The organism is Bacteroides sp. An19 (genome assembly GCF_002160215.1).
Classification (GTDB): domain Bacteria; phylum Bacteroidota; class Bacteroidia; order Bacteroidales; family Bacteroidaceae; genus Phocaeicola; species Phocaeicola intestinalis.
Map to the genome: position 1 here is coordinate 1 of NZ_NFKD01000033.1, position 24,604 is coordinate 24,604.

Consider the following 24,604-nt stretch of genomic DNA (forward strand, 5'->3'; position numbering starts at 1 on the left):
TTTTGGTCCTTTCCGCTCCTGTTCTTCGTCAGATAGCCCGCTATCTTCCTCATCACAGAAGCGAAAATGCCTCAAAAACTCATCCCAAATCATCGCACGATAAATTCAAAACAGCTTCTCAATCATGTATTGAGAATTATTTTCGTGGACGTTTTTCTGATTTTATGAAAAAGATAGCAGGCTGTCTGACGAACAAATTCAACGAGATAACCATCATTCTCGGAGTCCTTTTCGATAGATATAGAAGATGCCGTTGTATCCATTGTGACACGATGTGCACACGATATGAGACGAACCAAGCTAATACTAACAATCCCAAACAAAGTTCATTACTTGCATTACTTGGTTACAAAAGAGAAAAAAACCGTGATTATTCTTCATTATATTTCCCTGATTTGCTCGGTGTCTCGCTTTTTTGCATTATCTTTGCCTAGTGACTAAAGATGATGTGTATGAAAAAACTGTTTTTATCGATGCTTTTAGGCTGTATCCTTATGCTGAGAATAGTTCCAGCTTTACACGCGCAGCAACCTATGCCCGATTCCAATGGATACATAGTAAAGGTAGGAGATGTAGCACCCGATTTTGAAATGATGCTCACTGACGGCAGCCGAGTAAAACTTTCTGATTTACGCGGCAAAGTGGTGATGCTTCAGTTCACTGCAAGTTGGTGCGGCGTATGCCGCAAGGAAATGCCTTTCATTGAGCGTGACATCTGGCAGAAGCACAAGGACAACGACACATTCGCACTGTATGGCATTGACCGAGACGAACCGCTAGATAAAGTGAAAGCTTTCGTGGAACAGACCCAAGTAACTTATCCAATGGGGCTTGATCCGGATGCCAATATTTTTGCGCTTTACGCAGAGCGTAGTGCTGGCATTACCCGTAACGTGCTGATTGACCAGACGGGCAAGATTGTGTTGATGACCCGCCTCTACAACGAAGACGAGTTTGCGTCATTGTGCAATAAAATAGATGAATTGCTGAAATGAACCGTTTGCGACTGACACTTGTAGCATTGTGCCTGCTGTTGCTCGCACCTGCTTATGCCCAAAAGAAAAATACCCGGCGCGAGCCCTTGTTCGGAAAAGCTAATGCCACTTATCAAGTTACGTCCAACAGTTTGAAGGGAGCTACCTTTTATTTGGTAAGCGGACACGGAGGACCTGATCCGGGATGCATCGGTAAGTATCAAGGCAAGGAACTGCATGAAGACGAGTATGCTTATGACATCATTTTACGGCTGGGACGCGAATTACTAAAACGGGGCGCAAAAGTGCATTTCATCATCCAGGATGCCAAAGACGGCATCCGCAACACAACGATCCTGAAAAATAGCAAGCGTGAAACATGTATGGGAAGACCCATTCCACTAAAGCAGGTAGCACGGTTACAACAACGTTGCGACGCCATCAACCGACTTTACCGCAAGGATAAAAGCAAATACAAACGAGCGATATTCATTCATGTTGACAGCAGGAGCCGTGGCAAGCAGACCGATGTATATTTTTATCATGCCCCCCAAAGTAAATATGGAAAACGACTTGCTACTCAGTTGCACAAAACGTTCAAGGCAAAATACGATCGTCATCAACCCAATCGTGGCTTTGAGGGGACGGTAAGTGCACGTGATTTGTTTGTATTGCGTAATACTATTCCTTACGCTGTCTTTCTGGAATTGGGAAATATCCAAAACGCACAAGACCAAAAACGTCTGGTTATTCCCGATAACCGTCAAGCTTTAGCAAACTGGATTACCGATGCTATTGTAAAAGATTATAAGAAATAATCAGCAGGCGCTAATCAGGAGTTGCAAGCAATTATGTTTCACAAGAGCCAGCACTCCGGTTAGAAGTTATAGTAAGAAGCTGTTTTGAATTTCTCCAAAAAGTTTTTCTTGGCTTGATGTGTTCGTTTTCGTGTGTGCTTTGGGATGAGTTTTTGAGGCATTTTCGCTTCTGTTCTTCGTCAGATAGCCCGCTATCTTCCTCATCACAGAAGCGAAAATGCCTCAAAAACTCATCCCAAATCATCGCACGATAAATTCAAAACAGCTTCTAAGACAAAATTGGTTTGTGAAAAAAGAGGGTGTATCAAATTCCGGCACACCCTCTTTTTATTGAAATACCCTTATGAGAAACAGCTCTTTCTAAAAACCAACACAACCAGCATATAAATCGTCTATGTCCTGGCTCAAGCACATATTTGGGACAATTTGGGACAATATCCGAAAACTTATAATCTGTATCCATAATAATAGGAATTGTCGATAATATTACATATATTTGCATAAACCATGTTCCTTAGACGCTTATGAAAAAAGAAAAACACTTTTTGACAACATGTATTATCGTCTCTTCTTTTTGCCTGCAACCCTTGTCGGCACAAGAAAAAAAACAACATACGGAATCGATTCCCGATTCTGTATTGAACATCGGATATGCACAAGGCAGCCTGATAAACCTTTCAGGTTCGGTAGAACGGATTACCGAACAACAGATGAATAAAGAACAAATCACCAACCCTTTAGAAGCCATCCAAGGACGAGTGGCAGGACTTACCATTCTGAAAAGCAGCAACGGTATGGCTGCACTGGAATCTGTACGTATGCGGGGTACCACTTCACTGACTAGCGGAAACGACCCGCTAATCATTGTCGACGGTGTACTGGGTGACTTAACGATGCTGACATCCATTTACCCAGCCGACATCGAAAGTTTCACCATCCTGAAAGATGCATCAGAAACTGCCCAATATGGTTCTCGGGGAGCTTCGGGAGTCATCAATATTGTCACTAAAAAAGGGACGGCAGGGAAAACACGGATAAATTACAGCGGAAGCTTCGGCATAGCCCACGTCTACCGCCACTTGGACATGCTTTCAGGAACAGAATATCGAAGAGTGGCAACCGAAAACGGTCTGCACTTCCTGGACAAAGGTTATGACACAGACTTCCAAAAGGAAATAGAACAAACCGGATTGCAACAAAATCATAACATTGCATTTTATGGAGGAGGTGAAACATCGAACTATCGTGTCTCACTAGGCTTCCAGAACCGTGAAGGAGTTGTCCGACACGAAAATATGAAACTATTCACCTCGAACATGAATATGAACCAGAAATTATTGGATGGCTTCATTGATTGCGAACTGGGACTGTTCGGCTCAGTAAAGCGTAACCGCACCTTGTTCGATTATCAAAAGACATTCTACTCGGCAGCAACGTTCAACCCTACCTACCCCAACCACAAAAATCCTGAGACAGGAGGATGGGACCAGATAACCACAGCCAGCCAGATAACAAACCCCTTGGCGTGGATGGAAGTGAACAACCAGAATGCCACATCATATTTTAGTGCCCACGCCCGCCTGACCTTCCACCTGTTGAAAGACCTGAAGCTGGTTCTGTTCGGTTCGTACACATACAGTGACAGCGAAGACTCGCAATATCTTCCTACCAGTGTATGGGCACATGGGCAGGCCTACCGAGGCGACCGAAAGTCTGAATCACTTTTGGGAAATCTGATGCTTACCTACCGCAAACACAAAGGAGTGCATTTCTTTGACGCACTGGCACTGGGCGAACTGGAGAAAGATATTTATAAAGGATTTTATACAACCGTGACTAACTTTTCTTCCGATGAAACCGGATTCGATAACCTGCAAGGCGGAGCACTCCGGCCATGGGAAGGCACCGGTTCATATTTCGAAGAACCGCATCTGGTTTCATTCTTGGGACGCGTGAACTATACATTCGACAACCGTTACGTACTGACCCTGAATGCACGTACAGACGCTTCATCCAAATTCGGTAAAAACCATAAATGGGGATTTTTCCCTTCGGCATCCATTGCATGGAACATTTCGGAAGAAGCATTCATGAAACGTTTCCGCTACATAGACAACCTGAAAATACGTATGGGATACGGGCTTGCAGGCAATCAGGCAGGTATCGATTCGTATACCACCATGGCATTAGTCCGTCCTAACGGAATAACACCTACTGGCAATGCCCCATTGGTTACATACGAAAACCTCCGGAACATCAACCCTAACTTAAAATGGGAAGTGAAACGCACGTTCAATGCAGGATTCGATGTGGGATTATACGGCAATCGGCTCCTGCTTTCGGTCAATTACTACAACTCGAAAACCACAGACATGCTTTATTCCTATAATGTAAGCGTACCTCCCTTTGCCAACAACACCTTACTGGCAAATCTGGGTTCCATGCGGAACAGCGGAACAGAAATATCCATAGGCATCACACCACTGAAAACACAAGACATGGAACTGAACATCAACGCAAACATTACTTTCCAACAAAATAAACTCCTCTCGTTAAGCGGCATGTATAACGGAGAATACGTCTCGGCTTCCGAATACACCGCCATCGCCGGATTAAACGGTGCTGGTACACACGGAGGATACAACAACATCGTGTATCAGATTGTAGGACAACCTTTGGGCGTATTTTACTTACCACATTGCGAAGGACTTGCAGCAGACGGAAAAGGAGGATATACTTATCAGATTGCCGACCTGAACGGTGGCGGGGTAAACCTGGAAGATGGCGAAGACCGCTACATAGCCGGACAAGCCATTCCGAAAACGCTATTGGGTTCGAACATCAGTTTCCGCTACAAAAATATAGACATTTCCTTACAGATAAACGGAGCATTCGGACATAAAATATACAACGGGACATCCCTCTCGTATATGAACATGAACAGCCTGCCTGATTACAATGTGCTGGAAAAAGCCCCCAAACAAATGATAAAAGACCAGACCGCTACCGATTACTGGTTGGAAAAAGGCGATTATGTCAACTTCGATTACCTGACTATCGGATGGACCATCCCTCTGAAACATACCCGTTTCCTGAAAGGAGTACGCCTGGCAGGCACTGTCAACAATTTGGGAACCATCAGCAGCTATTCGGGACTGACTCCATTAATTAACTCCAGTTTAGCAGACAACACGCTAGGGGTAGACGACAAACGTACCTATCCGCTTTCGCGCACATACACAATCAGTCTTAGTCTTAACTTCTAATTACGAGCCTTATGAAAAGACAGTATACCTTTATTTTTTTGTTGTTTTCCCTCTTGTTGGGAATGCCTTCGTGCAGCAAGTTTCTGGAAGAAGACCCACGCGATAGCCTTGACGAAGACACCGCTTACGAAACGTTACAAGAGTTATTCCAAAACGGCGTCTTGTCGCTCTATAACCATATCGGCGGATACAACGACAGTCAGGGACTGCAAGGAACCGGACGTGGCGTATACGACCTGAATACTTTCACAACCGATGAAGCCATTATGCCCACACGGGGTGCCGACTGGTTCGATGGAGGATTCTGGCAAGGACTTTACCTGCACCGGTGGGGAGTGAACAACGATGCGATACACGACACATGGGAATACTTGTACGGAGTCATCATTTTGTGCAACAAGTCGCTGAAGAAAATCCAATCGTACGCAGAAAAACATCCAGATGAAGACACCCGTATCTATGCTGCAGAAGTACGGGCACTGAGAGCCATGTTCTATTATTATACCATGGACCTGTTCGGTAATATTCCCCTGCTCTTATCTTCCGACCTACATGTCAGCGACATCGAACAACAAAAGCGAAGTCAAACATTCCGTTTCATCTTCGATGAACTGCAAGATGCAGTTCCTTTCTTAAGTAAAGAACGCAGTAACCAACCAGGCATCTATTACGGAAGAATCACACAGCCAGTAGCATACTTCTTGCTGGCAAAACTGGCATTGAATGCAGAAATCTATGCCGATGACCTCTGGACAGACTCCGACAAGCCAGACGGCAAACAATTATTCTTCGACATAGATGGCAACCGGCTGAACGCATGGGAAACCGTACAATATTATTGCAGGCAGATTACCTCGGCCGGATACAGACTGGAAGCAGACTACACACTCAACTTCGCTATTTTCAACGAATCATCGCAAGAAAACATTTTTGTCATACCGATGGACAAGACACTATATACCAACCAGTTCATCTATCTGTTCCGCTCACGCCATTACAACCATGCCAAAGCGTATGGCTTAGGTGGCGAAAACGGTTCGAGTGCTACCCTCGAAGTATTGGAAACATTCGGATACGATACCCCTGATACAGATCCCCGCTTCGATTTCTGCTATTTTGCCGGTCCGGTAAAAGACCTTGACGGGAATCCGATATTGCTGGATGACGAGCAGACACCTTTGGTCTACGAACCTTGGCAAGTCAGTCTTGACCTGTCTGGAACCGCATACGAACAAACCGCCGGAGCCAGGATGAAAAAATACGAAGTAGACAAAACCGCGCTAAAGGACGGAAAACTAATCAACAACGACATTGTCCTGTTCCGCTATGCCGACGTGTTGCTGATGCAAAGCGAAGCCAAAGTACGCAACGGAGAAGACGGCAATGCCGAACTGAATGAAATACGTAACCGGGCAGGTGCATCGCCACGAACTGCTACCCTTGAGAACCTGCTGGCTGAAAGACAATTGGAATTGGCATGGGAAGGCTGGCGCCGTCAAGACATGATCCGTTTCGGTACTTTCACCCGTCCTTACAGTTTTCGCCCCCAGGTAGAAAACGAAACAAGCGGTTTTACCACCGTATTCCCCATTCCACAAAAAATACTTGGTATGAACAAAGCCATGAAACAGAATCCGGGATACGAATAACAGGTTGGCTTGATATCACAGAAGCAAAATCCTTTGCCCCGAAGCCTGTTGTTACCTAAAAAAAGTTTATCTTTGCAATATCATGGCTATCCAAGTGAATATATACGAACAGTCGAAAGACATCCCGGACCTTCCAGGAACCAATGTTTTTCATTCTACCGAGTTGTTCCAGATATTAGAACAAACTCCCGGTTACCGTCCGGTACTGCTAGTAGCTTGGGAAGGTAATAAAGCAGTAGGCAAACTACTCTGCATTACCCGGCGTAACGCACGGATTACCGGACTATGCAACAAAACGTATGCTTACGGGACAGGCGAATATTTCCACTCGGCTGTGAAAGACGAGACCATTTTCGGCAAATTTCTTTCTTACCTTACGGTACGTTTTCAAGACGATTCGTTCTTTCTGGAATTCCGTAATTTGGAACAATCGCTTTTCGGTTACAAATACTTCCGCCAGAACGGATATTTCCCTGTACGCTGGTTGCGGGTACGCAATTCCATTCATCACACTGCATTAGACAAATGGGCCAGCCCGTCCCGCAAGCGCCAGATCGCACGCGGACTGAAAAACGGAGCCCAAATGGATGTAGTAAACAACCGCAAAGACCTTGAAGAGTTCTTTGCCATGCTGAGAAAATACTATGCTTCGAAAATTCACCGTTTCCTACCCGACCTCCGTTTCTTTATTTCCCTGCTAGAACATCCTACCCGAGATAAACTGGGACAAATATTCGTCATTCGCTACAAAAACAAAATCATCGGCGGCTCTGTCTGCCTTTTTTCGCAAGACACTGCTTACTTACTATTCTCTGCCGGAATGCGGAAAAGCTATCCCCTACTCTATCCTGGCATCTTGGCTGTATGGAAAGCCATGACTTATTCACGCCAACACGGATACAGACATTTCGAATTCATCGAAGCTGGCATTCCTTTCAAAAAATATACATACCGTGACTTCATTCTCCGCTTCGGTGGCAGGCAAATCAGCACACGCCGATGGTTCAGAATCAGATGGAAATGGCTGAATCGGATACTCATTCATTTTTACATATAATCTTAAAAAAACGACTCTATGAATAATTATGTTTACGCAGCAGACAAAAACCGTTATGAATGTGGCATGAAATACCGGCGTGCAGGAAAAAGTGGCATTCTCCTGCCGGAAATATCACTGGGAATGTGGCACAACTTCGGAGACATAGATATCTTTTCGACTTGTAAAAACATCGTCCATTATGCTTTCGACCATGGAATCACACATTTCGACCTAGCAAACAACTACGGTCCCTCAGCAGGCTCGGCAGAAGAAACATTCGGGCAAATCATGCAAAAATCAATGGCACCTTACCGCGATGAACTGTTTATCTCAACAAAAGCCGGACACGACATGTGGCAAGGTCCTTACGGAACCTGGAACTCACGCAAACATCTTATAGCCAGCCTCGACCAAAGCTTAAAACGGATGCATCTGGAATATGTAGATATTTTCTACAGCCACCGCTATGACCCGGAAACACCTTTGGAAGAGACCTTACAAACATTGGTAGACATCATACACCAAGGCAAAGCACTCTACGTAGGTATCTCTAAATACCCGAAAGACAAGGCAGAAGAAGCCTACAACTACCTACAATCGCAGCACATACACTGCCTGTTATATCAAGGAAGATACAATATGTTCGACCGTAAAGTAGAACAAGAAGGCATACTCGACCAAGCACGACAGGCTGGCAGCGGATTTATCGCTTTCTCACCACTTGCTCAAGGACTGTTGACAAACCGCTACCTGAATGGTATCCCCACCGACTCACGCATCGCACGAGGCGGTTTCTTAAAGAAAGAGTCCCTTACCCCTGAAACAATCGGCAAAATAAAAGCTTTAGACAAAATCGCAGCTTCACGTGGACAAACACTGGCTGAAATGGCACTAGCCTGGTTACTGAAAGATGACCTGGTTACTTCGGTCATTATCGGTGCCAGTTCCGTACAGCAATTGCAAGACAATCTAATGTGCTTGAAGAATACAGCATTCAGTTCCGAAGAACTCAAGCAAATAGAACAAATACTTTAAGAAACCGTTTTGAATTTATCGTGCGATGATTTGGAATGAGTTTTTGAAGCATTTCTGCTTCTGCGATGAGGAAGATAGCGGGCTATCTGACGAAGAACAGAAACGGGAAGGATCAAAAAATCACCCAAAGCACACACGAAAATGAATAGAAAAACTTTTTGAAGAAATTCAAAACAGCTTCTTCTAAGGAAATATGAATGGCCGCCATTAGCCAATCCGTCCGAGTCGGAAACGCAGTAGTACTGCATTTGCCGATGAAGTATATATCCGTAGGCGAATGCAGTATATATTCAATCGCGAATGCAGTATATATTCAATCGCGAATGCAGTATATATTCAATCGCGGATGCAGTATATATTCATTTTTCAGGGGTATATATTGGTTGTTGTCGGACATGCATTTTAAGACAAACATATAGTCCATCCGCTGTAAGATTCTTAATCTTATCAGATGAAGTTATCTGCTGCTGAGAAAGAATATAGTTTAGAAGCTGTTTTGGATTTATCGTGCGATGATTTGGGATGAGTTTTTGAGGCATTTTTCGCTTCTGTGATGAGGAAGATAGCGGGCTATCTGACGAAGAACAGGAGCGAAAAGGACCAAAAAATCGCCCAAAGCACACACGAAAACGGATACATCAAGCCAAGAAAAACTTTTTGGAGAAATTCAAAACAGCTTCTTAGAAAGCAGAAGCAGGTGCTTGGGAAATTAAAAGCCCCCCAATTGCATATTCTCGTTTTTTCTTGCATATTCCAACTATTTTTGATAACTTGCCTTTAGAAACCTATAATTACAAGCATGAAAATACTTCATACTGCCGATTTGCACTTGGGACAAATCATTTATCAAAATTATGAACGGAACGATGAGCACGATTGCTTTTTCTCACAATTGGAACGATGGTGCCAAGAAGAACAGCCCGACGCCTTAATCGTAAGTGGGGATGTATTCGATATCCAACAACCTTCGGCTGCCGTCTGGAAATCATTTACCGACCGTTTTGTACGCTTACACCAAGCCTCCCCTACCATGCATCTGGTCATCGTCGCAGGCAATCACGATTCAGCCTCCCGCATCCAATCTAATCATGAGATATGGAAGCTGGCTAATACACACCTTATAGGAACACCGCCACCTGCCGATTTTACATCGGCAGACGAATGGCAAAAAAATTTCATAATCAGTCTGCCGAACGGGTACATTATTGCATTACCTTATATGACTGGCGAACGTACCTCCATGATTCAGTCACTGCTGGACTATGTAAAAGCGGAAAATACTGAAGGGAAGCCAGTTATCATGACAGGACATCTTACTGTCAAAGGAAGTGATATGACAGGACACGACTTCGATATCGGGTACATACGTACCCAAGAAATTGCCAGCTTAGGCACAGGATACGACTACCTGGCACTTGGACACATACATAGACCGCAAACCATCGGACACAGAGATGACAACCAGCAGACAGACGTAACCTACCCTGCCCCTGTCATACGCTATGCAGGCAGTGCCCTGCACGTAAGTAGCGATGAAAACTATCCTCACACCGTCAGTGTCATAGAAATAAAAAGTCATGGAGGCAAGGTACGTATACGGCAATTACGCATCAACGAATTACGTCATTTCTATCTTTTACCTGCCAATGAAACTGCATTTGCCAGTGCCGAAGAAGCACTGAACGGTATCAAACAATTTGCCGAAAAAGGTGGAAGAGGATATATCCGCTTGCAAATGGATTATGCAACATCGTTACCTTCAGATTTCAATCAAATGGTCTACACCATCACCGATGCTTATAACGGTGAATTGCGCTACAATCCGAAAATAAAATGGACAGGAACTTCAGAAAACAACACTGTCGAGGCAACCAAACCCAAATTTGAAGTAGCCGAAATACAACAGATGACAAATCCGGTTCTCTTTATAGAAAAAACCAAACAACAATATCCAGAACTCGACATGGATGAAGTACGTCAGGCATTTGTCGAAATAGAAGCGGAAGTAAAACGTATGGCAGAAGAAAGCAATGCTTCGCGCAAAAAAACAATACAGAATTAACCGCATAAACAGCAGATTCCGAAGTCTGTAAATCATTCATTGCCAGCAAATGCATACCCCATACAAGACTAAAAACTTGATAATCAAATAATCATGAAAATAAAAGAACTACATATCAGGAACATTGCTTCCATAGAGAAAGGTGACATTGATTTTGAAAACGGGTTACGTGATGCCATAAGTGGCGAAACCGCCCCGCTTTTTCTTATCAGCGGAGATACCGGTGCCGGAAAAACTGTAATACTGGATTGTATCTCAATGGCTTTATACAAGAAAACTCCCCGCATAGACGGAGTGGCCAACGCTATGAGAAATGATTATGTCAATGCCGAAGGAGAAACCCTGCGGGTAGCCAGCATCGAGCAATATACCCGCTTAGGAATATCCGAACGTGAAGAATGTTACAGCGAAGTGATATTCGAAGGAAACGATGGAATGAACTACCATGCACGGCTTTCCCTTGGCATGCAGCGAAGCCGTAAACAGCTGAAGCATCGACAGCCTAAATGGGAAGTTAAAAAAGGAGACAACGACTGGATATCCGGCAATACAGAAGTAGCCAACACCATCTTACAGGCAGTAGGACTTACCTTCGAACAATTCGGACGCATGGCCATGCTGGCACAAGGACAATTCGCAACATTCCTTACCGGTAACAAATCCGAACGTGAAGCCATCTTGGAACAACTGACAAATACCGAACGTTTCTCAAAATACGGTGCCGCTATCAAAAACCTCTTCGACAAAGCCCAGGCTATCTACAAGCAAACTCAAACTGAATATGAAACAGAAAAAACACATATTTTAGACAAAGAAGAAAAAGAAAAACTGCTTGCCGAACAATCCAATATAAACACTCAAAAACAGACACTGGAAACAAAAATCCGACTAAACGAACAGCAACTCACTTTAGTCAATACCATCAATCAATGCCGCAAAAACCAAACGTTAGCTCAAGAAGAACTGGAACAACTGCAAAAACGCTTACAAGGGGAAGAATACAAAGCAGACATGAAACTGGTCAAAAACTGGGACAACACCACTGCCCAACGCCAGACACTCGTCAAAATGCAAGAAGCAAAAGTCAAAAGGGAACAATCGTTTTCCCAAGAACCCATGTGCCAACAAATGTTCAACCGACTTTCCGCCGATTTTGCCCAACGCAACCATGACATGTCCCTACTATCCGACAAAACCGAAAAGTTACACCAATGGATAACGGCACATCAAAGTCAAGAAGAAGTGTATAGCAAAACCGGAGAAATCATTCAAAAGATACGACAATATGAAGACACCAACAAAGAAATACAAACCATCGCCAGACAGATAGAAACTGAAACCGCCCGGACAACGACCTTAAAAAACATTGTAGAAAAGACCGCACAGGCAGCAGCAAATACAGATAACGCAATAGCTGACATACAAAAAAACATAGAGACCTTAAGCAAACAGCGTGAAATGCTGAACCCGGTTTTGATAAACCAAAACCTTGAACAGGCAAACATGAGAAATACCAGGTTGAAACAGCTTCAGCAAACCCTACAGAACATGGAGACTGATACAAACAATCTGGAAAAACTTGATAAAGAAATTAAAGGACAAACCGAAAAACTGACCATTTTCCATCAAGCAGTCCAAAAAGCCGAAGAAGCCTATCTGGCTGCTAAAGAAAAAGACGAAAAAGCCAATAACCTGCTCCACACCATGCAAACCAGTCTGGAAGAACACCTTGTCACGTTACGCAAACGTCTCATTGCTGAGCAGGCAGACATCTGTCCCTTGTGTGGACAACACATCAATCACATATATCTTGACGAAGACTTCAAAGCCGTGCTTACCCCTCTTGAAAAAGAGAAAAACATTACAGAGGAAAACCTGTTGAAAGCTACCACAGCATATGATGAAGCAAAAAAAAGATACAACACAGCATCTGGCATGCTCGAAACCCAAAGACACATACTGGCTGAGCAAAAGAATAAAGCCGATGCTACCAAAAAACAGGCACTGACCGTGGCAAAACAATCGGGTCTGGATATAACGAAACCCATAGCACAACAGGTCAACATAGCCATAAACGAAATCGGACAGATCCTCCACCAACTCAAACTGCAACAAAAAGATGCCGAAGAATTACAAAACAAGATTAATCTGTTGCTGAATGAGAAGAAGAAGCTTGAAATCCAAAAAACAACAGCCGATAAAGCCAAAGTCCAGGCAGACAAAGATTTTTATGCCAACGAGCAACATATACATCAATTACACGAACAAAAGAAAGCTGGAGAACGGACCGCAATCAACCTCTTCACTGACTTGAACGCAATATTGGCAAACTGGATGCCCAGTTGGCAACAAGACACCTACAGCACCAAAAATATTCTTTGCCGTGATGCTAACGAATACGCAGATATGAAAAAAAAGTTTGATACAGCTGCACAACAATTACAAACAGCAAAGGCTACAGCAGTCTCCATCGGAAACACAAGAGACAAAATCCTCCATTTACATGCCGGATGGGACACTTCAGCCTCTCCTGCCACTTATCCATGCAGTGACATCAATGATGAATGGACCAGGCTTTATATTGAAATTAATACAATAGCCAAAGACACGTGTGAGTGTACTGCCATTATCACAGCTTGCGAAACCACACTGGGTATATATTACAAGACATCAGGCACAGCCGAATCTGATCTTATTGCCCTCGTTGGAAAAGAAAAAGAAATACCAGAGGCACGCCAACGTCTCAATGACCTCCAGGCAAGTATCACCTCACGACGTGATGCCATTGCCACAATGCAAAGGCAACAGACTGAAGCTATGGAAAAGCTAGGTATCTGTGAAGGACAAGATATCCCAGACCTTACACTGCTACAGGAAGAAAAAAACATACTTGCACTTACCCGTGACCAGCTTGTAAGTGAACAGGCAACTATCTGCAGTAAACTGGAAGAAGACAAACGCAACGAAGATAACTTCAAAAAGATAACAGCAAGACTGGAAGCTGTAAAAAAGAATTTTACAAAATGGGACCGGCTAAATTCCCGCTTTGGAGGAACTCGTTTCCGCACACTCGTACAATCCTATATCCTGCGGCCGTTACTCAACAATGCAAACATCTATCTCGCACAGATTACCGATCGTTACAAGCTGACATGCAGCGAAGAAAACGAACAGCTTTCCATTTTAGTCTTAGACTGTTACAACAAAAACCAAGTGCGCAGCGTAACAGTGCTTTCGGGAGGCGAACGCTTCATGATTTCATTGGCATTATCGCTAGCACTCTCGTCGTTGAACCGTCCGGACATGAATATAGACATTCTGTTTATTGATGAGGGCTTCGGCACACTTGATGAAAAAAGTTTAGACTCTGTCATGTCTACCCTTGAACGACTACAGGAAATTGCAGGACAAAACGGGCGACGTGTCGGCATCATATCGCATCGTGAAGAGTTAGACGAAAGAATCAATGTACAAATCCGTGTCATAAAAAAAGGAGAAGGACGCAGCCGCATCGAATTGAAAGGAACAATGCCTGTCAAGTAAATATCACCATCTGTATGCCGTAAAAAAAACCAGACATGCATCTTTTCTGAAAATAAATCGAAGAAAGATTTCGTTTTTCAGCACATTTTTCTTTTCTTTGTGCAATCAATGCGAATAAATTAAAGAATTTAATACTTTATAAAAAACAACATTTATGAAAATTTCTCACATCGAACACTTGGGCATTGCTGTAAAAAGCATCGAAGAAGCCCTTCCGTATTACGAAAAAGTTCTCGGACTGACCTGCTACAACATAGAGACTGTAGAAGACCAAAAAGTAAAGACCGCTTTCTTGAAATGTGGAGACACCAAAATCGAATTGTTGGAACCGACTAGTCCCGACAGTACCATCGCCAGTTTTATTGAAAAGCGAGGCATGGGCATCCATCACCTTGCATTCGCCATCGAAGACGGAGTGGCCAACGCCTTGGCAGAAGCCGAAGGAGCGGGCATACGACTGATTGACAAGGCACCTCGCAAAGGGGCGGAAAACCTGCAGATTGCTTTCCTGCATCCGAAATCGACGATGGGTGTACTGACTGAATTGTGTGAAAAATAATATTATAGGTACTAGTTGACTAGGTACTAGGCGACTAGGTTCTGAATACATCAGTAAAACAATTTAAAACCTAGCTCCTAGACAACTAAAATCAAACACTAAAACTTAATGCCATGAGTAACCAACTTGAAAAAGTAAAAGAACTGATCGAGCTGCGTGCCCAAGCCCGTCTGGGAGGCGGCGAGAAAGCGATTGAGAAACAACACGCAAAAGGGAAATATACAGCACGCGAACGCATTTCCATGCTGCTCGACGAAGGCAGTTTCGAAGAAATGGACATGTTCGTGAAACACCGTTGCACCAACTTCGGCATGGACAAGAAACAATACTTGGGCGACGGCGTAGTAACCGGATACGGAACCATCGAGGGACGGCTGGTGTATGTCTTTGCACAAGACTTTACCGTATCGGCAGGCTCGCTGTCGGAAACCATGTCGCAAAAGATTTGCAAGGTGATGGATATGGCGATGAAGATGGGCGCACCCGTCATCGGGCTGAACGACTCGGGAGGCGCACGCATCCAGGAAGGCATTAACGCGCTGGCAGGATATGCCGAGATATTCCAGCGCAACATTCTGGCATCGGGCGTGGTGCCGCAAATCTCCGGCATCTTCGGTCCCTGCGCGGGAGGAGCCGTTTACTCTCCTGCCCTGACCGACTTCACCCTGATGATGGAAGGAACGTCGTACATGTTCCTCACCGGGCCGAAAGTAGTGAAGACCGTTACCGGCGAAGACGTGACTCAGGAAAACTTAGGAGGCGCCAGCGTGCACTCTACCCGCTCGGGCGTAACACACTTTACCGCCGCCACTGAAGAAGAAGGATTGGCCCTTATACGCAAGCTTCTGAGCTACATTCCCCAAAACAACCTTGAAGAACCGCCTTACGTGGACTGTACCGACCCGATAGACCGGTTGGAAGACTCATTAAATGAAATCGTCCCCGACAGCCCCAACAAGCCTTACGATATGTATGAGGTAATCGGAGCCATTGTCGACAACGGCGAGTTTCTGGAAGTGCAACGCGACTTCGCCAAAAACATCATCATCGGTTTCGCCCGCTTCAACGGACAGTCGGTGGGCATCGTAGCCAACCAACCCAAATTCCTTGCAGGCGTGCTCGACTGCAACTCCTCACGCAAGGGCGCACGCTTCGTCCGCTTCTGCGACGCGTTCAACATCCCCATCGTGTCACTGGTCGACGTGCCGGGCTTCCTGCCGGGTACCGGACAAGAATACAACGCCGTCATCCTGCACGGAGCCAAACTGCTGTATGCATACGGCGAGGCTACGGTGCCTAAGGTGACCGTCACTCTCCGCAAGTCGTACGGAGGCTCGCACATCGTGATGAGCTGCAAGCAGCTGCGCGGCGACATGAACTACGCATGGCCTACTGCCGAAATCGCCGTCATGGGAGGCGCAGGAGCCGTAGAAGTGCTCTATGCCAAGGAAGCCAAGGAAGCTGCCGACCCGAAAGCCTTTATGGCAGAGAAGGAAGCCGAATATACCAAGTTGTTTGCCAACCCATACAATGCGGCGAAGTACGGGTATATCGACGATGTCATCGAACCGCGCAACACACGTTTCCGCATCATCCGTGCCCTGCAGCAATTGCAAACCAAGAAGCAGACCAATCCGGCAAAGAAACACGGGAACATTCCTTTGTAAATGAGTTTATAAGTTTTTGAGCTTTTAAGTTCTTGAGTTCTTGAGTTTCTCAACTTACAAACTTAAAAACTTAAAGACTCAAGAACTTACAAGCTCAAGAACTTAAGAACTTAAAAACTCAAAAAAACGCGTTTAATTATGAATAAATATATAGCCGGAATATTTTTTACATCCGCCCTGCTGGGAGCATTCAGTTCGTGCACCACGCCGGAAGCCAAGAGTAAAATCGTCATCAACGAAGTGCTGGTAGACAATCAGGAAAACTTTCAGGACGATTACGGCGTGCATAGCGGATGGGTGGAAATATTCAACACCTCTTACAACAGTGTCAACCTTGCCGGATGCTACCTGAAAGTAAGCAGCGAGCCGGGCGACACCCTCTCTTATTTCATTCCGAAGGGCGACGTGCTGACCGCCATCAGCCCGCGCCAGCATGCGTTGTTCTGGGCAGACGGAGCACCGCGCCGAGGCACCTTCCATACCAATTTCGTACTGAGCAAGACGAAAGACAACTGGATAGGGCTGTACGACTCGGGCAAAAAGCTGCTGGACGAAATCGTGGTGCCGGCAGGAGTCCTGAAGACAGACCAGTCGTATGCACGGATAAGCGACGGATCAGACGAATGGGAAGTGAAGGATGACAGCGAAACCAAATACGTCACTCCCAGCACGAACAACCAGACGCTGGAAGGGAACCCGAAGATGGACAAGTTCGAACAGCACGACTCGGCAGGATTCGGCATGACCATCACCGCCATGAGCGTAGTCTTCATCGGGCTTATCCTGCTGTACGTCAGCTTCCGGATTATCGGGAAAATCGCCGTCAAGCTGCGCAAGCGCAACGCCATGAAGGCACACAACATCACCGACAAGCAGGAAGCCAAGGAACGCCGGCTGGGCGAAGCGCCGGGCGACGTGATAGCCGCCATTGCCATGGCGCTGCATGAAGCGCAGGGAAGCGACCACGACGTGGAAGAAACCATCCTGACCATCAGCCGTGTGAAACGGAGCTACTCGCCGTGGAGCTCGAAGATTTATACACTGCGCGAAAATCCTCACAAGAAATAACCCTCTAACGAATAGATAACCATGAAAGAATATAGATACAAAATCAACGGAAACTTATACAAAGTGACCGTAGGAGACATCGAAGAAAACAACGTACACGTAGAAGTAAACGGTACGCCCTACACCGTAGAACTGGAGAAGCCTGCAACCCCGAAAATCAAGCCGGTCATCCGCACGGCTTCCACCACGCCTGCCGCTCCTCCTCCTGCCGTAACCCGCCCCACAGTGTCGCAAGGCAAGTCGGGCATAAAATCTCCGCTGCCCGGAGTCATCCTCGATATCAAGGTAAAGGAAGGCGACACGGTGAAACGCGGACAGACCCTGCTGATACTAGAAGCCATGAAAATGGAAAACGACATCAAGTCGGACCGCGACGGCAAAGTGACTGCCATCAACGTGAGCAAAGGAGAATCTATTCTTGAAGGTACAGACCTTATAATCATCGAATAACTATGGGAGAATTCATCAATTTCTTACAGAGCAACCTGGCTGATTTCTGGACGTATACCGGCTTCTACAATGCCACTTACCAGCATTTCATCATGATAGCCGTCGGTATATTCTTCATTTATCTTGCCGTGGCAAAGGAATTCGAGCCGATGCTGCTGATTCCTATCGGATTCGGTATGCTGATAGGCAACATTCCGTTCAATATGGAAGCCGGACTGCAAGTCGGCATCTACGAACAGGGTTCGGTACTCAACATCTTATACCAAGGCGTGACATCGGGCTGGTATCCGCCGCTCATTTTCCTCGGCATCGGCGCCATGACCGACTTCTCGGCACTGATTTCCAATCCGAAGCTGATGCTTATCGGGGCGGCAGCCCAATTCGGTATCTTCGGTGCCTACATGATTGCCCTCGAATGGGGATTCGACCCCATGCAGGCAGCCGCTATCGGCATCATCGGTGGCGCAGACGGCCCCACTGCCATCTTCCTTTCATCGAAGCTGGCGCCCAACCTGATGGGAGCCATCGCCGTGTCTGCCTACTCCTACATGGCACTGGTGCCGGTTATCCAACCGCCCATCATGCGCCTGCTCACCACCAAGAAAGAGCGTCTCATCCGCATGAAAGCCCCGCGTGCCGTGTCGCATACCGAAAAGGTCCTGTTCCCGATTATGGGTCTGCTGCTGACCTGCTTCCTGGTGCCTTCGGGTCTTCCCCTGCTGGGCATGCTCTTCTTCGGCAACCTGCTGAAGGAAAGCGGCGTGACACGCCGTCTGGCAGAAACTGCACGCGGACCGCTGATTGATACCATCACCATCTTGCTGGGACTGACCGTAGGTGCCTCTACGCAGGCTTCGGAATTCATCACCTGGGATTCACTGAAGATTTTCGGGCTGGGTGCCTTGTCCTTCGTGATAGCCACCGCATCGGGAGTGCTCTTCGTTAAGATATTCAACCTGGTATTGAAGAAAGACAACAAGATTAATCCGCTTATCGGAAATGCCGGCGTATCTGCCGTGCCCGACTCGGCACGCATCTCGCAAATCGTAGGCGCAGAATACGACCCGACCAATTACCTGCTGATGCACGCCATGGGTCCGAACGTAGCCGGTGTCATCGGTTCTGCCGTAGCGGCAGGTATCTTGCTTGGATTCTTAATATAAATGAAGTAACGAAGTATCAGTTGCCAAGGTGAAAAGGCTTTAGAAAACATTTCATTCGAAAAACTATTTAAAACCTTGTCCACCTTGTCAACTGAGACCTCGTCACCTTGTCAAAAACTTGATTTATATCATAAAAACCGCATAAAACCTGTAATTTTAACCCTTTTCTTTCCGCTTGTTTAGAATGAAAACTCTACCTTTGGAGTGCAAAACTAAAACTAAACAAGAATATGTCAGAAAACAAAACTGTAAAGTATCACATTCCCGAACAAGGAATCTACGTGTACGCCCGTACCAGTGAAGGCAAAACAGAAATGATTATCTTGAATAGTACTAACAAAGAGCAAGTTCTGCCGTGCCAACACTACAATGCTTTAACTCGCGATTCTAAAGGAGGAACAATCCTCACTTCCGGTAAAAAAGTGGATTTCACTAAAAATCTTATCATACCAGCAAATCAATCGCTAATTATTGAGTTCAAGTAAAGGACGTTAAAGCTTATTTATTACATACCAACAAAAAAGGTGGAGCATCAGTTTTGTTTCACCTTTTTTGTATTTTACTAAAGCCACTTTACAATATGATACAGACCATACGCCCCGCCATCCTTACCGATATAGACCGCCTGATGAAAATATTTGATACAGCCAGGCACTTTATGACGAGTACCGGAAACCCCAACCAATGGATAAACGGATATCCGCAACGTGAACTGGTTGCTGAAGAAATCAACCAAGGTAATTGTTATGTTTGTGAAAACGAAGAGAATGTCCTTGTCGGTACTTTCTGTTTTGTTCCCAGTCCGGACCCCAACTATGCACATATCGAAAACGGGAAGTGGCTGAATGACGAACCTTACTATGTCATCCATCGTCTGGCATCCGATGGCAGCGAAAAAGGTATCTTTTCCGCCTGCCTTGACTGGTGTACCGCCCGTGCATCCCAACTACGTGCCGACACTCATGCCGACAATAAAGTGATGCAACATCTGTTGGAAAAGCACGGTTTTGTTCGTTGTGGCATTATTTATGTATCCAATGGTACACCACGTATTGCCTACCAACGGAAAGGGTAATTAATGTGCTAATGTAATAATATGAAAATGTGCCAATGTGAAAATGAATTAGCACACTAACTCATTATTACATTAGCACATTTTCATATTTGCACATTATTAAAATCACTTCTGAATCAGATAACGGATGAAAGCATAACCTCCGAATACTTGCAACAACATGCCCGGAATACCTATACGGAAATCCTGAACGGCAGCATAAAAGCCATCGGCAAAGAATGCCCATTCGCCTAACGTACCTACCACCTGATAGAATAAAACTACAGCCAATAGAGCCAGAACCGATACTTTCTGGAAACGATGAGCCATGAATCCGGCACCTGCAGCCAGCAAGACAGATTTCAGCAAAATGGCAGGAAGTACCGCAAGAGCAGGCATACCGAACAATGCCAAATTAATCAATGGCGAAGCGATAGCGGTAAGCAAACCTACCTTCCATCCATATTTATATGCCCCTACCAAGGTAAAGAAATAAATCGGCAACCACGTCATTCCTCCTTGTGGAGCCAAATGAAAAAGCTGAGGCAAAGCAATATTGCCTGCCACGAAAAGCAAAGCCGCAAGATACGTCTTCGAATTCGAATACGATAACGAATAAAGTTTTACTACAGATTCCATAACACTTTAATTTTAATAATTAAATAAATATTCAGGTTTAGAATGTCCGTAATCAGCCTCCCATAATGATGTGCCAAATGAATATATACTTACTTTGCCATTGCAGTTATCTGAAATGGCTTATGAAGTTATCTTCGTTTTCTGTAGGCATGGTATAGCTGAATATGGACATCCATTTTCAGTCTTTCTTCAACTTCTTTTCTACAAAACAGCTAAAACGCCGCAACCCTTCTTCTACCCTGCTGCGCGGACAAGCCAAGTTCCAACGCATAAAGCCTTCACCCGCTTCTCCGTACATCGTACCGGCATTGAGCCACAGCTTTTCCTCGTCCAACAACTGCGTTTCTATTTCTTCTGCATTCAGTGCAAGCACTGAGCAATCCATCCATGCTAAATACGTCCCTTCCAGTTTTATCAACGGGAACTGTGGAAGACGCTCGTTACAGAAATGCTGCATATACTGATAATTGCCTGCAATGTATGCATTCAACTGTTTCAACCATTCAGCTCCTTCTTCACTATAGGCAGCTATCAACGCCGCTACTCCGAACGGATTTACATCACATACCTCATTAATATTGATAGCACGGTCTACTTTCTTACGAAGCTCTTCACTCCACAATACAATGTTGGCAATTTGCAAACCAGCCAGATTGAATGCCTTACTGGGAGATATGCAGGTAGCCGAATGTTGCAGGAATTTCTCGCCCAATGACGCGAAAGGCGTATAGACATATCCCGGCATGACCAGTTCGCAATGTATTTCGTCAGCCACGACAAACACATCGTGACGGAAGCAGATCTCTCCCATACAGCGCAACTCTTCGGGTGTCCATACCCGCCCGGCAGGATTATGCGGATTACATAACAGAAAAAGTTTAACCTTCGGGTCGGAAACCTTTTCTTCCAAGTCGGCATAATCAACACGGTATGTATCTCCTTCACGCAACAAAGGACTTGTCACGATTTCACACCCATTGTTGCGAATGGAAGAAAAGAAACAATTGTATACAGGTGTCTGTACCACGACTTTATCTCCCGGACAAGTCATTGCCTTGATAATGGCAGACAATGCTGGAACGACCCCGATGGTATATTGTATCCATTCACGGTCAATGCTCCATCCATGTTGCCTGGAAAACCAACGGATAATGGCTTCGTAATATGTATCAGGCACCTTTGTATAGCCGAAAATACCGTGCGCCACCCGCTTTTGCAATGCTTCGATAATAACTGGAACCGTCTGGAAATCCATATCAGCCACCCACATTGGAAGCACATCCTCTCCAACAGCCGAATCCCACTTATATGAACCGGTATGACGGCGGTCGGTTAATTCATCGAAATTGTATTTCATTGTCTTCAGTTGTTTTTTCAGTTACAAAGATAGGCAGTTCCATCCATATCCTTGTATCCTGTTTACAGATAATACTACCCATTTTACATAAATTTATCAGTCTATCCTGCGAATCACTTTCGCCGGCACTCCACCAACAATAGTATTGGCTGGTACATCCTTGGTCACCACTGCACCGGCAGCCACGACCGCATTGTCACCGATAGTCACCCCCTGCAAAATCGTGGCATTCGAACCTACCCACACATTCTTACCCAACACGATAGAGGCAGGATAAGTGTTTTTCCTGTCTGTCGGAGCAATGCCATGATTCAGTGTAGCAAATACCACATTATGCCCTATCTGACATCCATCGCCCAACGTTACGCCACCATGATCCTGAAAATGGCAACAGGCATTGATAAACACATGTTTACCGATAGTTATATTTTTCCCGAAATCAGTATAAAAAGGAGGAAATACCCGTAAAGTCGGATCGACAGGTTTTCCAAACAACTCGGATAATAATGCCCGTACTTCGTCAGGCGTATGATAAGCTGCATTCAGACGAAAGGTCACTTTACGCGCTTCGTCACTCATTTCATCCATAAAGCGGCCGATTTCTTCCGTTGCCAATGCTTTACCGGTCTTTACATAAGCCAAAAAGTCTTCCAATTCCATAAGTTTACCTGTATTTTGTTCTACAAATGCAAAAGTAATGAAATATCAAATACCGGATTGTATACGAATTACAGAAATTTTTCTCTAATTTACCGCCAAACATATGTTTAAATCCTGATAAAGTTGTAACTTTGCACCAGCTTTACACAAAAACAAAATGATATGAGTTTCAACATTGAAAGAGAAAAAGGTAAAAAGAGAGTTGTCATTGTAGGAGGAGGATTTGGAGGCCTCAAACTAGCAGACAAGTTGTCTAAATCCAATTTCCAGGTAATCCTGATTGACAAAAACAATTATCACCAGTTTCCGCCACTCATTTACCAGGTGGCATCTGCCGGCATTGAGCCGAGTTCTATCTCGTTTCCTTTCCGGAAAATATTCGGGAAAAAATCTCATGTAAATTACCGTATGGCGGAAGCCCGGCTGATTTTTCCTGAAAAGAACATCCTGCAGACTTCTATCGGTAAAGTAGAATACGATTACTTGATTCTGGCTGCTGGAACCACTTCCAACTTCTTCGGGAACCAGAACATTGAAAAAGAGGCCATTCCGATGAAGACTCTACAAGAAGCAATGGGATTACGCAATGCCCTACTGGGCAACTTTGAACGAAGCGTGACTTGCGCTACCGAACAAGAACGCAGAGAATTGTTGAATATCGTTATTGTCGGTGGAGGAGCTACCGGTGTGGAAATAGCCGGAGCATTGGCTGAGATGAAACGGTATGTGCTTCCGAAAGACTATCCGGACATGAACGAAAACCTGCTGCAAATCTATTTGATAGAGGCAGGCAGCCGCCTGCTGTCGGGTATGGCTCCCGTATCTTCGCAAAAATCGGCAGAATTCTTGCGTGAAATGGGCATCAACGTATGGCTGGACAAAAAAGTGCTGGACTACCGCGACCACAAGGTTATTCTGGAAGATGGGACACAAATACCTACCCGTACTTTCATTTGGGTAAGTGGTGTACGTGCCAATGCTATCGGCAATATGCCATCCAGTTCCATCGGACGCGGAGGACGCATCAAAGTAAATCAATATAATAAAGTTGACGGTTTCGACAACATATTCTGCATCGGCGACCAATGTATCATGAACGGCGACAAGGACTATCCTTACGGACATCCGCAACTTGCACAAGTAGCCATCCAACAAGGAAGCCTACTGGCTGAAAACCTGATTCGCCTGCAGAAAGGAAAAGCCATGAAGCCTTTCCATTACCGCAATCTGGGAAGCATGGCTACCGTAGGCCGCAACAAGGCTGTAGCCGAATTCAGTTCCCTGAAGACCCAAGGTTGGATAGCCTGGTTCTTGTGGCTGGTAGTCCACCTGCGTTCCATCTTAGGAGTACGAAACAAAATCAATGTCCTGCTCAACTGGATGTGGAGCTACATGACCTATGACCATTCACTCCGCCTGATTCTTTATCCGCGCAAAGCTCAAGAAGTCATTGAGCGTGAAAAACGTGAAGCCGAGACCCACTGGGGAGAAGACGAAATGCAACAAAACGCAACTGACGAAAAAAGCCAGTCCAAATAATAAACCAAGGTACAGGAATCAAATATTGATACCCCAACCATTAAACTTGAAACAGACTTGTC

The 24,604-nt window shown here is 45.2% G+C and carries 20 protein-coding genes; 16 read left to right on the top strand and 4 right to left on the bottom strand.

All coding sequences use genetic code 11. The features are described 5' to 3' along the window. Positions 1-452: 452 nt before the first annotated feature. A complete protein-coding gene (locus tag B5F25_RS12510) occupies positions 453-995 on the top strand; it encodes a TlpA disulfide reductase family protein (protein ID WP_087249921.1) in 543 nt (180 codons plus the stop codon). Then, positions 992-1,792, top strand: a complete 801-nt coding sequence (locus B5F25_RS12515) for an N-acetylmuramoyl-L-alanine amidase (protein WP_087207787.1) — start codon at positions 992-994, stop codon at positions 1,790-1,792. The genes B5F25_RS12510 and B5F25_RS12515 overlap by 4 nt, the downstream gene beginning before the upstream one ends. Positions 1,793-1,823: 31 nt before the next feature. On the opposite strand, the gene B5F25_RS21240 is transcribed toward B5F25_RS12515, so the two are convergent. Continuing rightward, a complete protein-coding gene (locus B5F25_RS21240) occupies positions 1,824-2,036 on the bottom strand; it encodes a hypothetical protein (protein WP_140406935.1) in 213 nt (70 codons plus the stop codon). Positions 2,037-2,316: 280 nt separating this feature from the next. On the opposite strand from B5F25_RS21240, the gene B5F25_RS12520 reads away from it, so the two are divergent. The 13 genes from B5F25_RS12520 to B5F25_RS12585 all read left to right on the top strand — a co-directional run bounded on the left by B5F25_RS12520 (position 2,317) and on the right by B5F25_RS12585 (position 20,368). Further along, on the top strand, positions 2,317-5,058 hold the full coding sequence (locus tag B5F25_RS12520; protein ID WP_087249922.1) for a SusC/RagA family TonB-linked outer membrane protein: 2,742 nt from the start codon (positions 2,317-2,319) through the stop codon (positions 5,056-5,058). Positions 5,059-5,069: 11 nt separating this feature from the next. Next, positions 5,070-6,707, top strand: a complete 1,638-nt coding sequence (locus tag B5F25_RS12525; protein ID WP_087249923.1) for a RagB/SusD family nutrient uptake outer membrane protein — start codon at positions 5,070-5,072, stop codon at positions 6,705-6,707. Between the two features lie 82 nt (positions 6,708-6,789). Beyond that, positions 6,790-7,764 (top strand): GNAT family N-acetyltransferase, encoded by a 975-nt coding sequence (locus B5F25_RS12530; RefSeq protein ID WP_022039477.1) that lies wholly within the window; start codon positions 6,790-6,792, stop codon positions 7,762-7,764. Between the two features lie 18 nt (positions 7,765-7,782). After that, positions 7,783-8,781: an aldo/keto reductase gene (locus B5F25_RS12535; protein ID WP_087249924.1), complete on the top strand. Its 999-nt coding sequence runs from the start codon at positions 7,783-7,785 to the stop codon at positions 8,779-8,781. 799 nt (positions 8,782-9,580) lie between these two features. Then, complete coding sequence (gene sbcD / locus B5F25_RS12545) at positions 9,581-10,843, top strand: exonuclease subunit SbcD (RefSeq protein WP_087249925.1); 1,263 nt, start codon at positions 9,581-9,583, stop codon at positions 10,841-10,843. Between the two features lie 93 nt (positions 10,844-10,936). Beyond that, the gene (locus B5F25_RS12550) at positions 10,937-14,386 is read left to right on the top strand and encodes an AAA family ATPase (protein ID WP_087249928.1); all 3,450 of its coding nucleotides are present in this window, start codon (positions 10,937-10,939) and stop codon (positions 14,384-14,386) included. Between the two features lie 154 nt (positions 14,387-14,540). Next, positions 14,541-14,945 carry a methylmalonyl-CoA epimerase gene (gene mce / locus B5F25_RS12555; protein WP_013618834.1) on the top strand — a complete coding sequence of 135 codons (405 nt, stop codon included), beginning with the start codon at positions 14,541-14,543 and terminating at the stop codon, positions 14,943-14,945. A 113-nt stretch (positions 14,946-15,058) separates the two neighbouring features. Beyond that, positions 15,059-16,612: an acyl-CoA carboxylase subunit beta gene (locus B5F25_RS12560; RefSeq protein WP_087207801.1), complete on the top strand. Its 1,554-nt coding sequence runs from the start codon at positions 15,059-15,061 to the stop codon at positions 16,610-16,612. A gap of 138 nt (positions 16,613-16,750) precedes the next feature. Then, positions 16,751-17,680 (top strand): OadG family transporter subunit, encoded by a 930-nt coding sequence (locus B5F25_RS12565; protein ID WP_022039470.1) that lies wholly within the window; start codon positions 16,751-16,753, stop codon positions 17,678-17,680. Positions 17,681-17,701: 21 nt separating this feature from the next. Further along, positions 17,702-18,130: a biotin/lipoyl-containing protein gene (locus B5F25_RS12570; RefSeq protein WP_022039469.1), complete on the top strand. Its 429-nt coding sequence runs from the start codon at positions 17,702-17,704 to the stop codon at positions 18,128-18,130. Between the two features lie 2 nt (positions 18,131-18,132). Next, on the top strand, positions 18,133-19,293 hold the full coding sequence (locus B5F25_RS12575) for a sodium ion-translocating decarboxylase subunit beta (RefSeq protein WP_013618830.1): 1,161 nt from the start codon (positions 18,133-18,135) through the stop codon (positions 19,291-19,293). Positions 19,294-19,523: 230 nt separating this feature from the next. Further along, the gene (locus B5F25_RS12580; protein ID WP_022039468.1) at positions 19,524-19,778 is read left to right on the top strand and encodes a cyclomaltodextrinase C-terminal domain-containing protein; all 255 of its coding nucleotides are present in this window, start codon (positions 19,524-19,526) and stop codon (positions 19,776-19,778) included. Between the two features lie 95 nt (positions 19,779-19,873). Continuing rightward, positions 19,874-20,368 (top strand): GNAT family protein, encoded by a 495-nt coding sequence (locus B5F25_RS12585; RefSeq protein WP_204428223.1) that lies wholly within the window; start codon positions 19,874-19,876, stop codon positions 20,366-20,368. Positions 20,369-20,473: 105 nt separating this feature from the next. On the opposite strand, the gene B5F25_RS12590 is transcribed toward B5F25_RS12585, so the two are convergent. The 3 genes from B5F25_RS12590 to B5F25_RS12600 all read right to left on the bottom strand — a co-directional run bounded on the left by B5F25_RS12590 (position 20,474) and on the right by B5F25_RS12600 (position 23,003). After that, the gene (locus tag B5F25_RS12590) at positions 20,474-20,986 is read right to left on the bottom strand and encodes an ECF transporter S component (protein ID WP_087249930.1); all 513 of its coding nucleotides are present in this window, start codon (positions 20,984-20,986) and stop codon (positions 20,474-20,476) included. 178 nt (positions 20,987-21,164) lie between these two features. After that, a complete protein-coding gene (locus B5F25_RS12595) occupies positions 21,165-22,343 on the bottom strand; it encodes a MalY/PatB family protein (RefSeq protein ID WP_087249933.1) in 1,179 nt (392 codons plus the stop codon). Between the two features lie 96 nt (positions 22,344-22,439). After that, complete coding sequence (locus B5F25_RS12600; RefSeq protein WP_022039464.1) at positions 22,440-23,003, bottom strand: DapH/DapD/GlmU-related protein; 564 nt, start codon at positions 23,001-23,003, stop codon at positions 22,440-22,442. A gap of 162 nt (positions 23,004-23,165) precedes the next feature. On the opposite strand from B5F25_RS12600, the gene B5F25_RS12605 reads away from it, so the two are divergent. Next, positions 23,166-24,542, top strand: a complete 1,377-nt coding sequence (locus B5F25_RS12605; protein WP_022039463.1) for an NAD(P)/FAD-dependent oxidoreductase — start codon at positions 23,166-23,168, stop codon at positions 24,540-24,542. Positions 24,543-24,604: the final 62 nt, after the last annotated feature.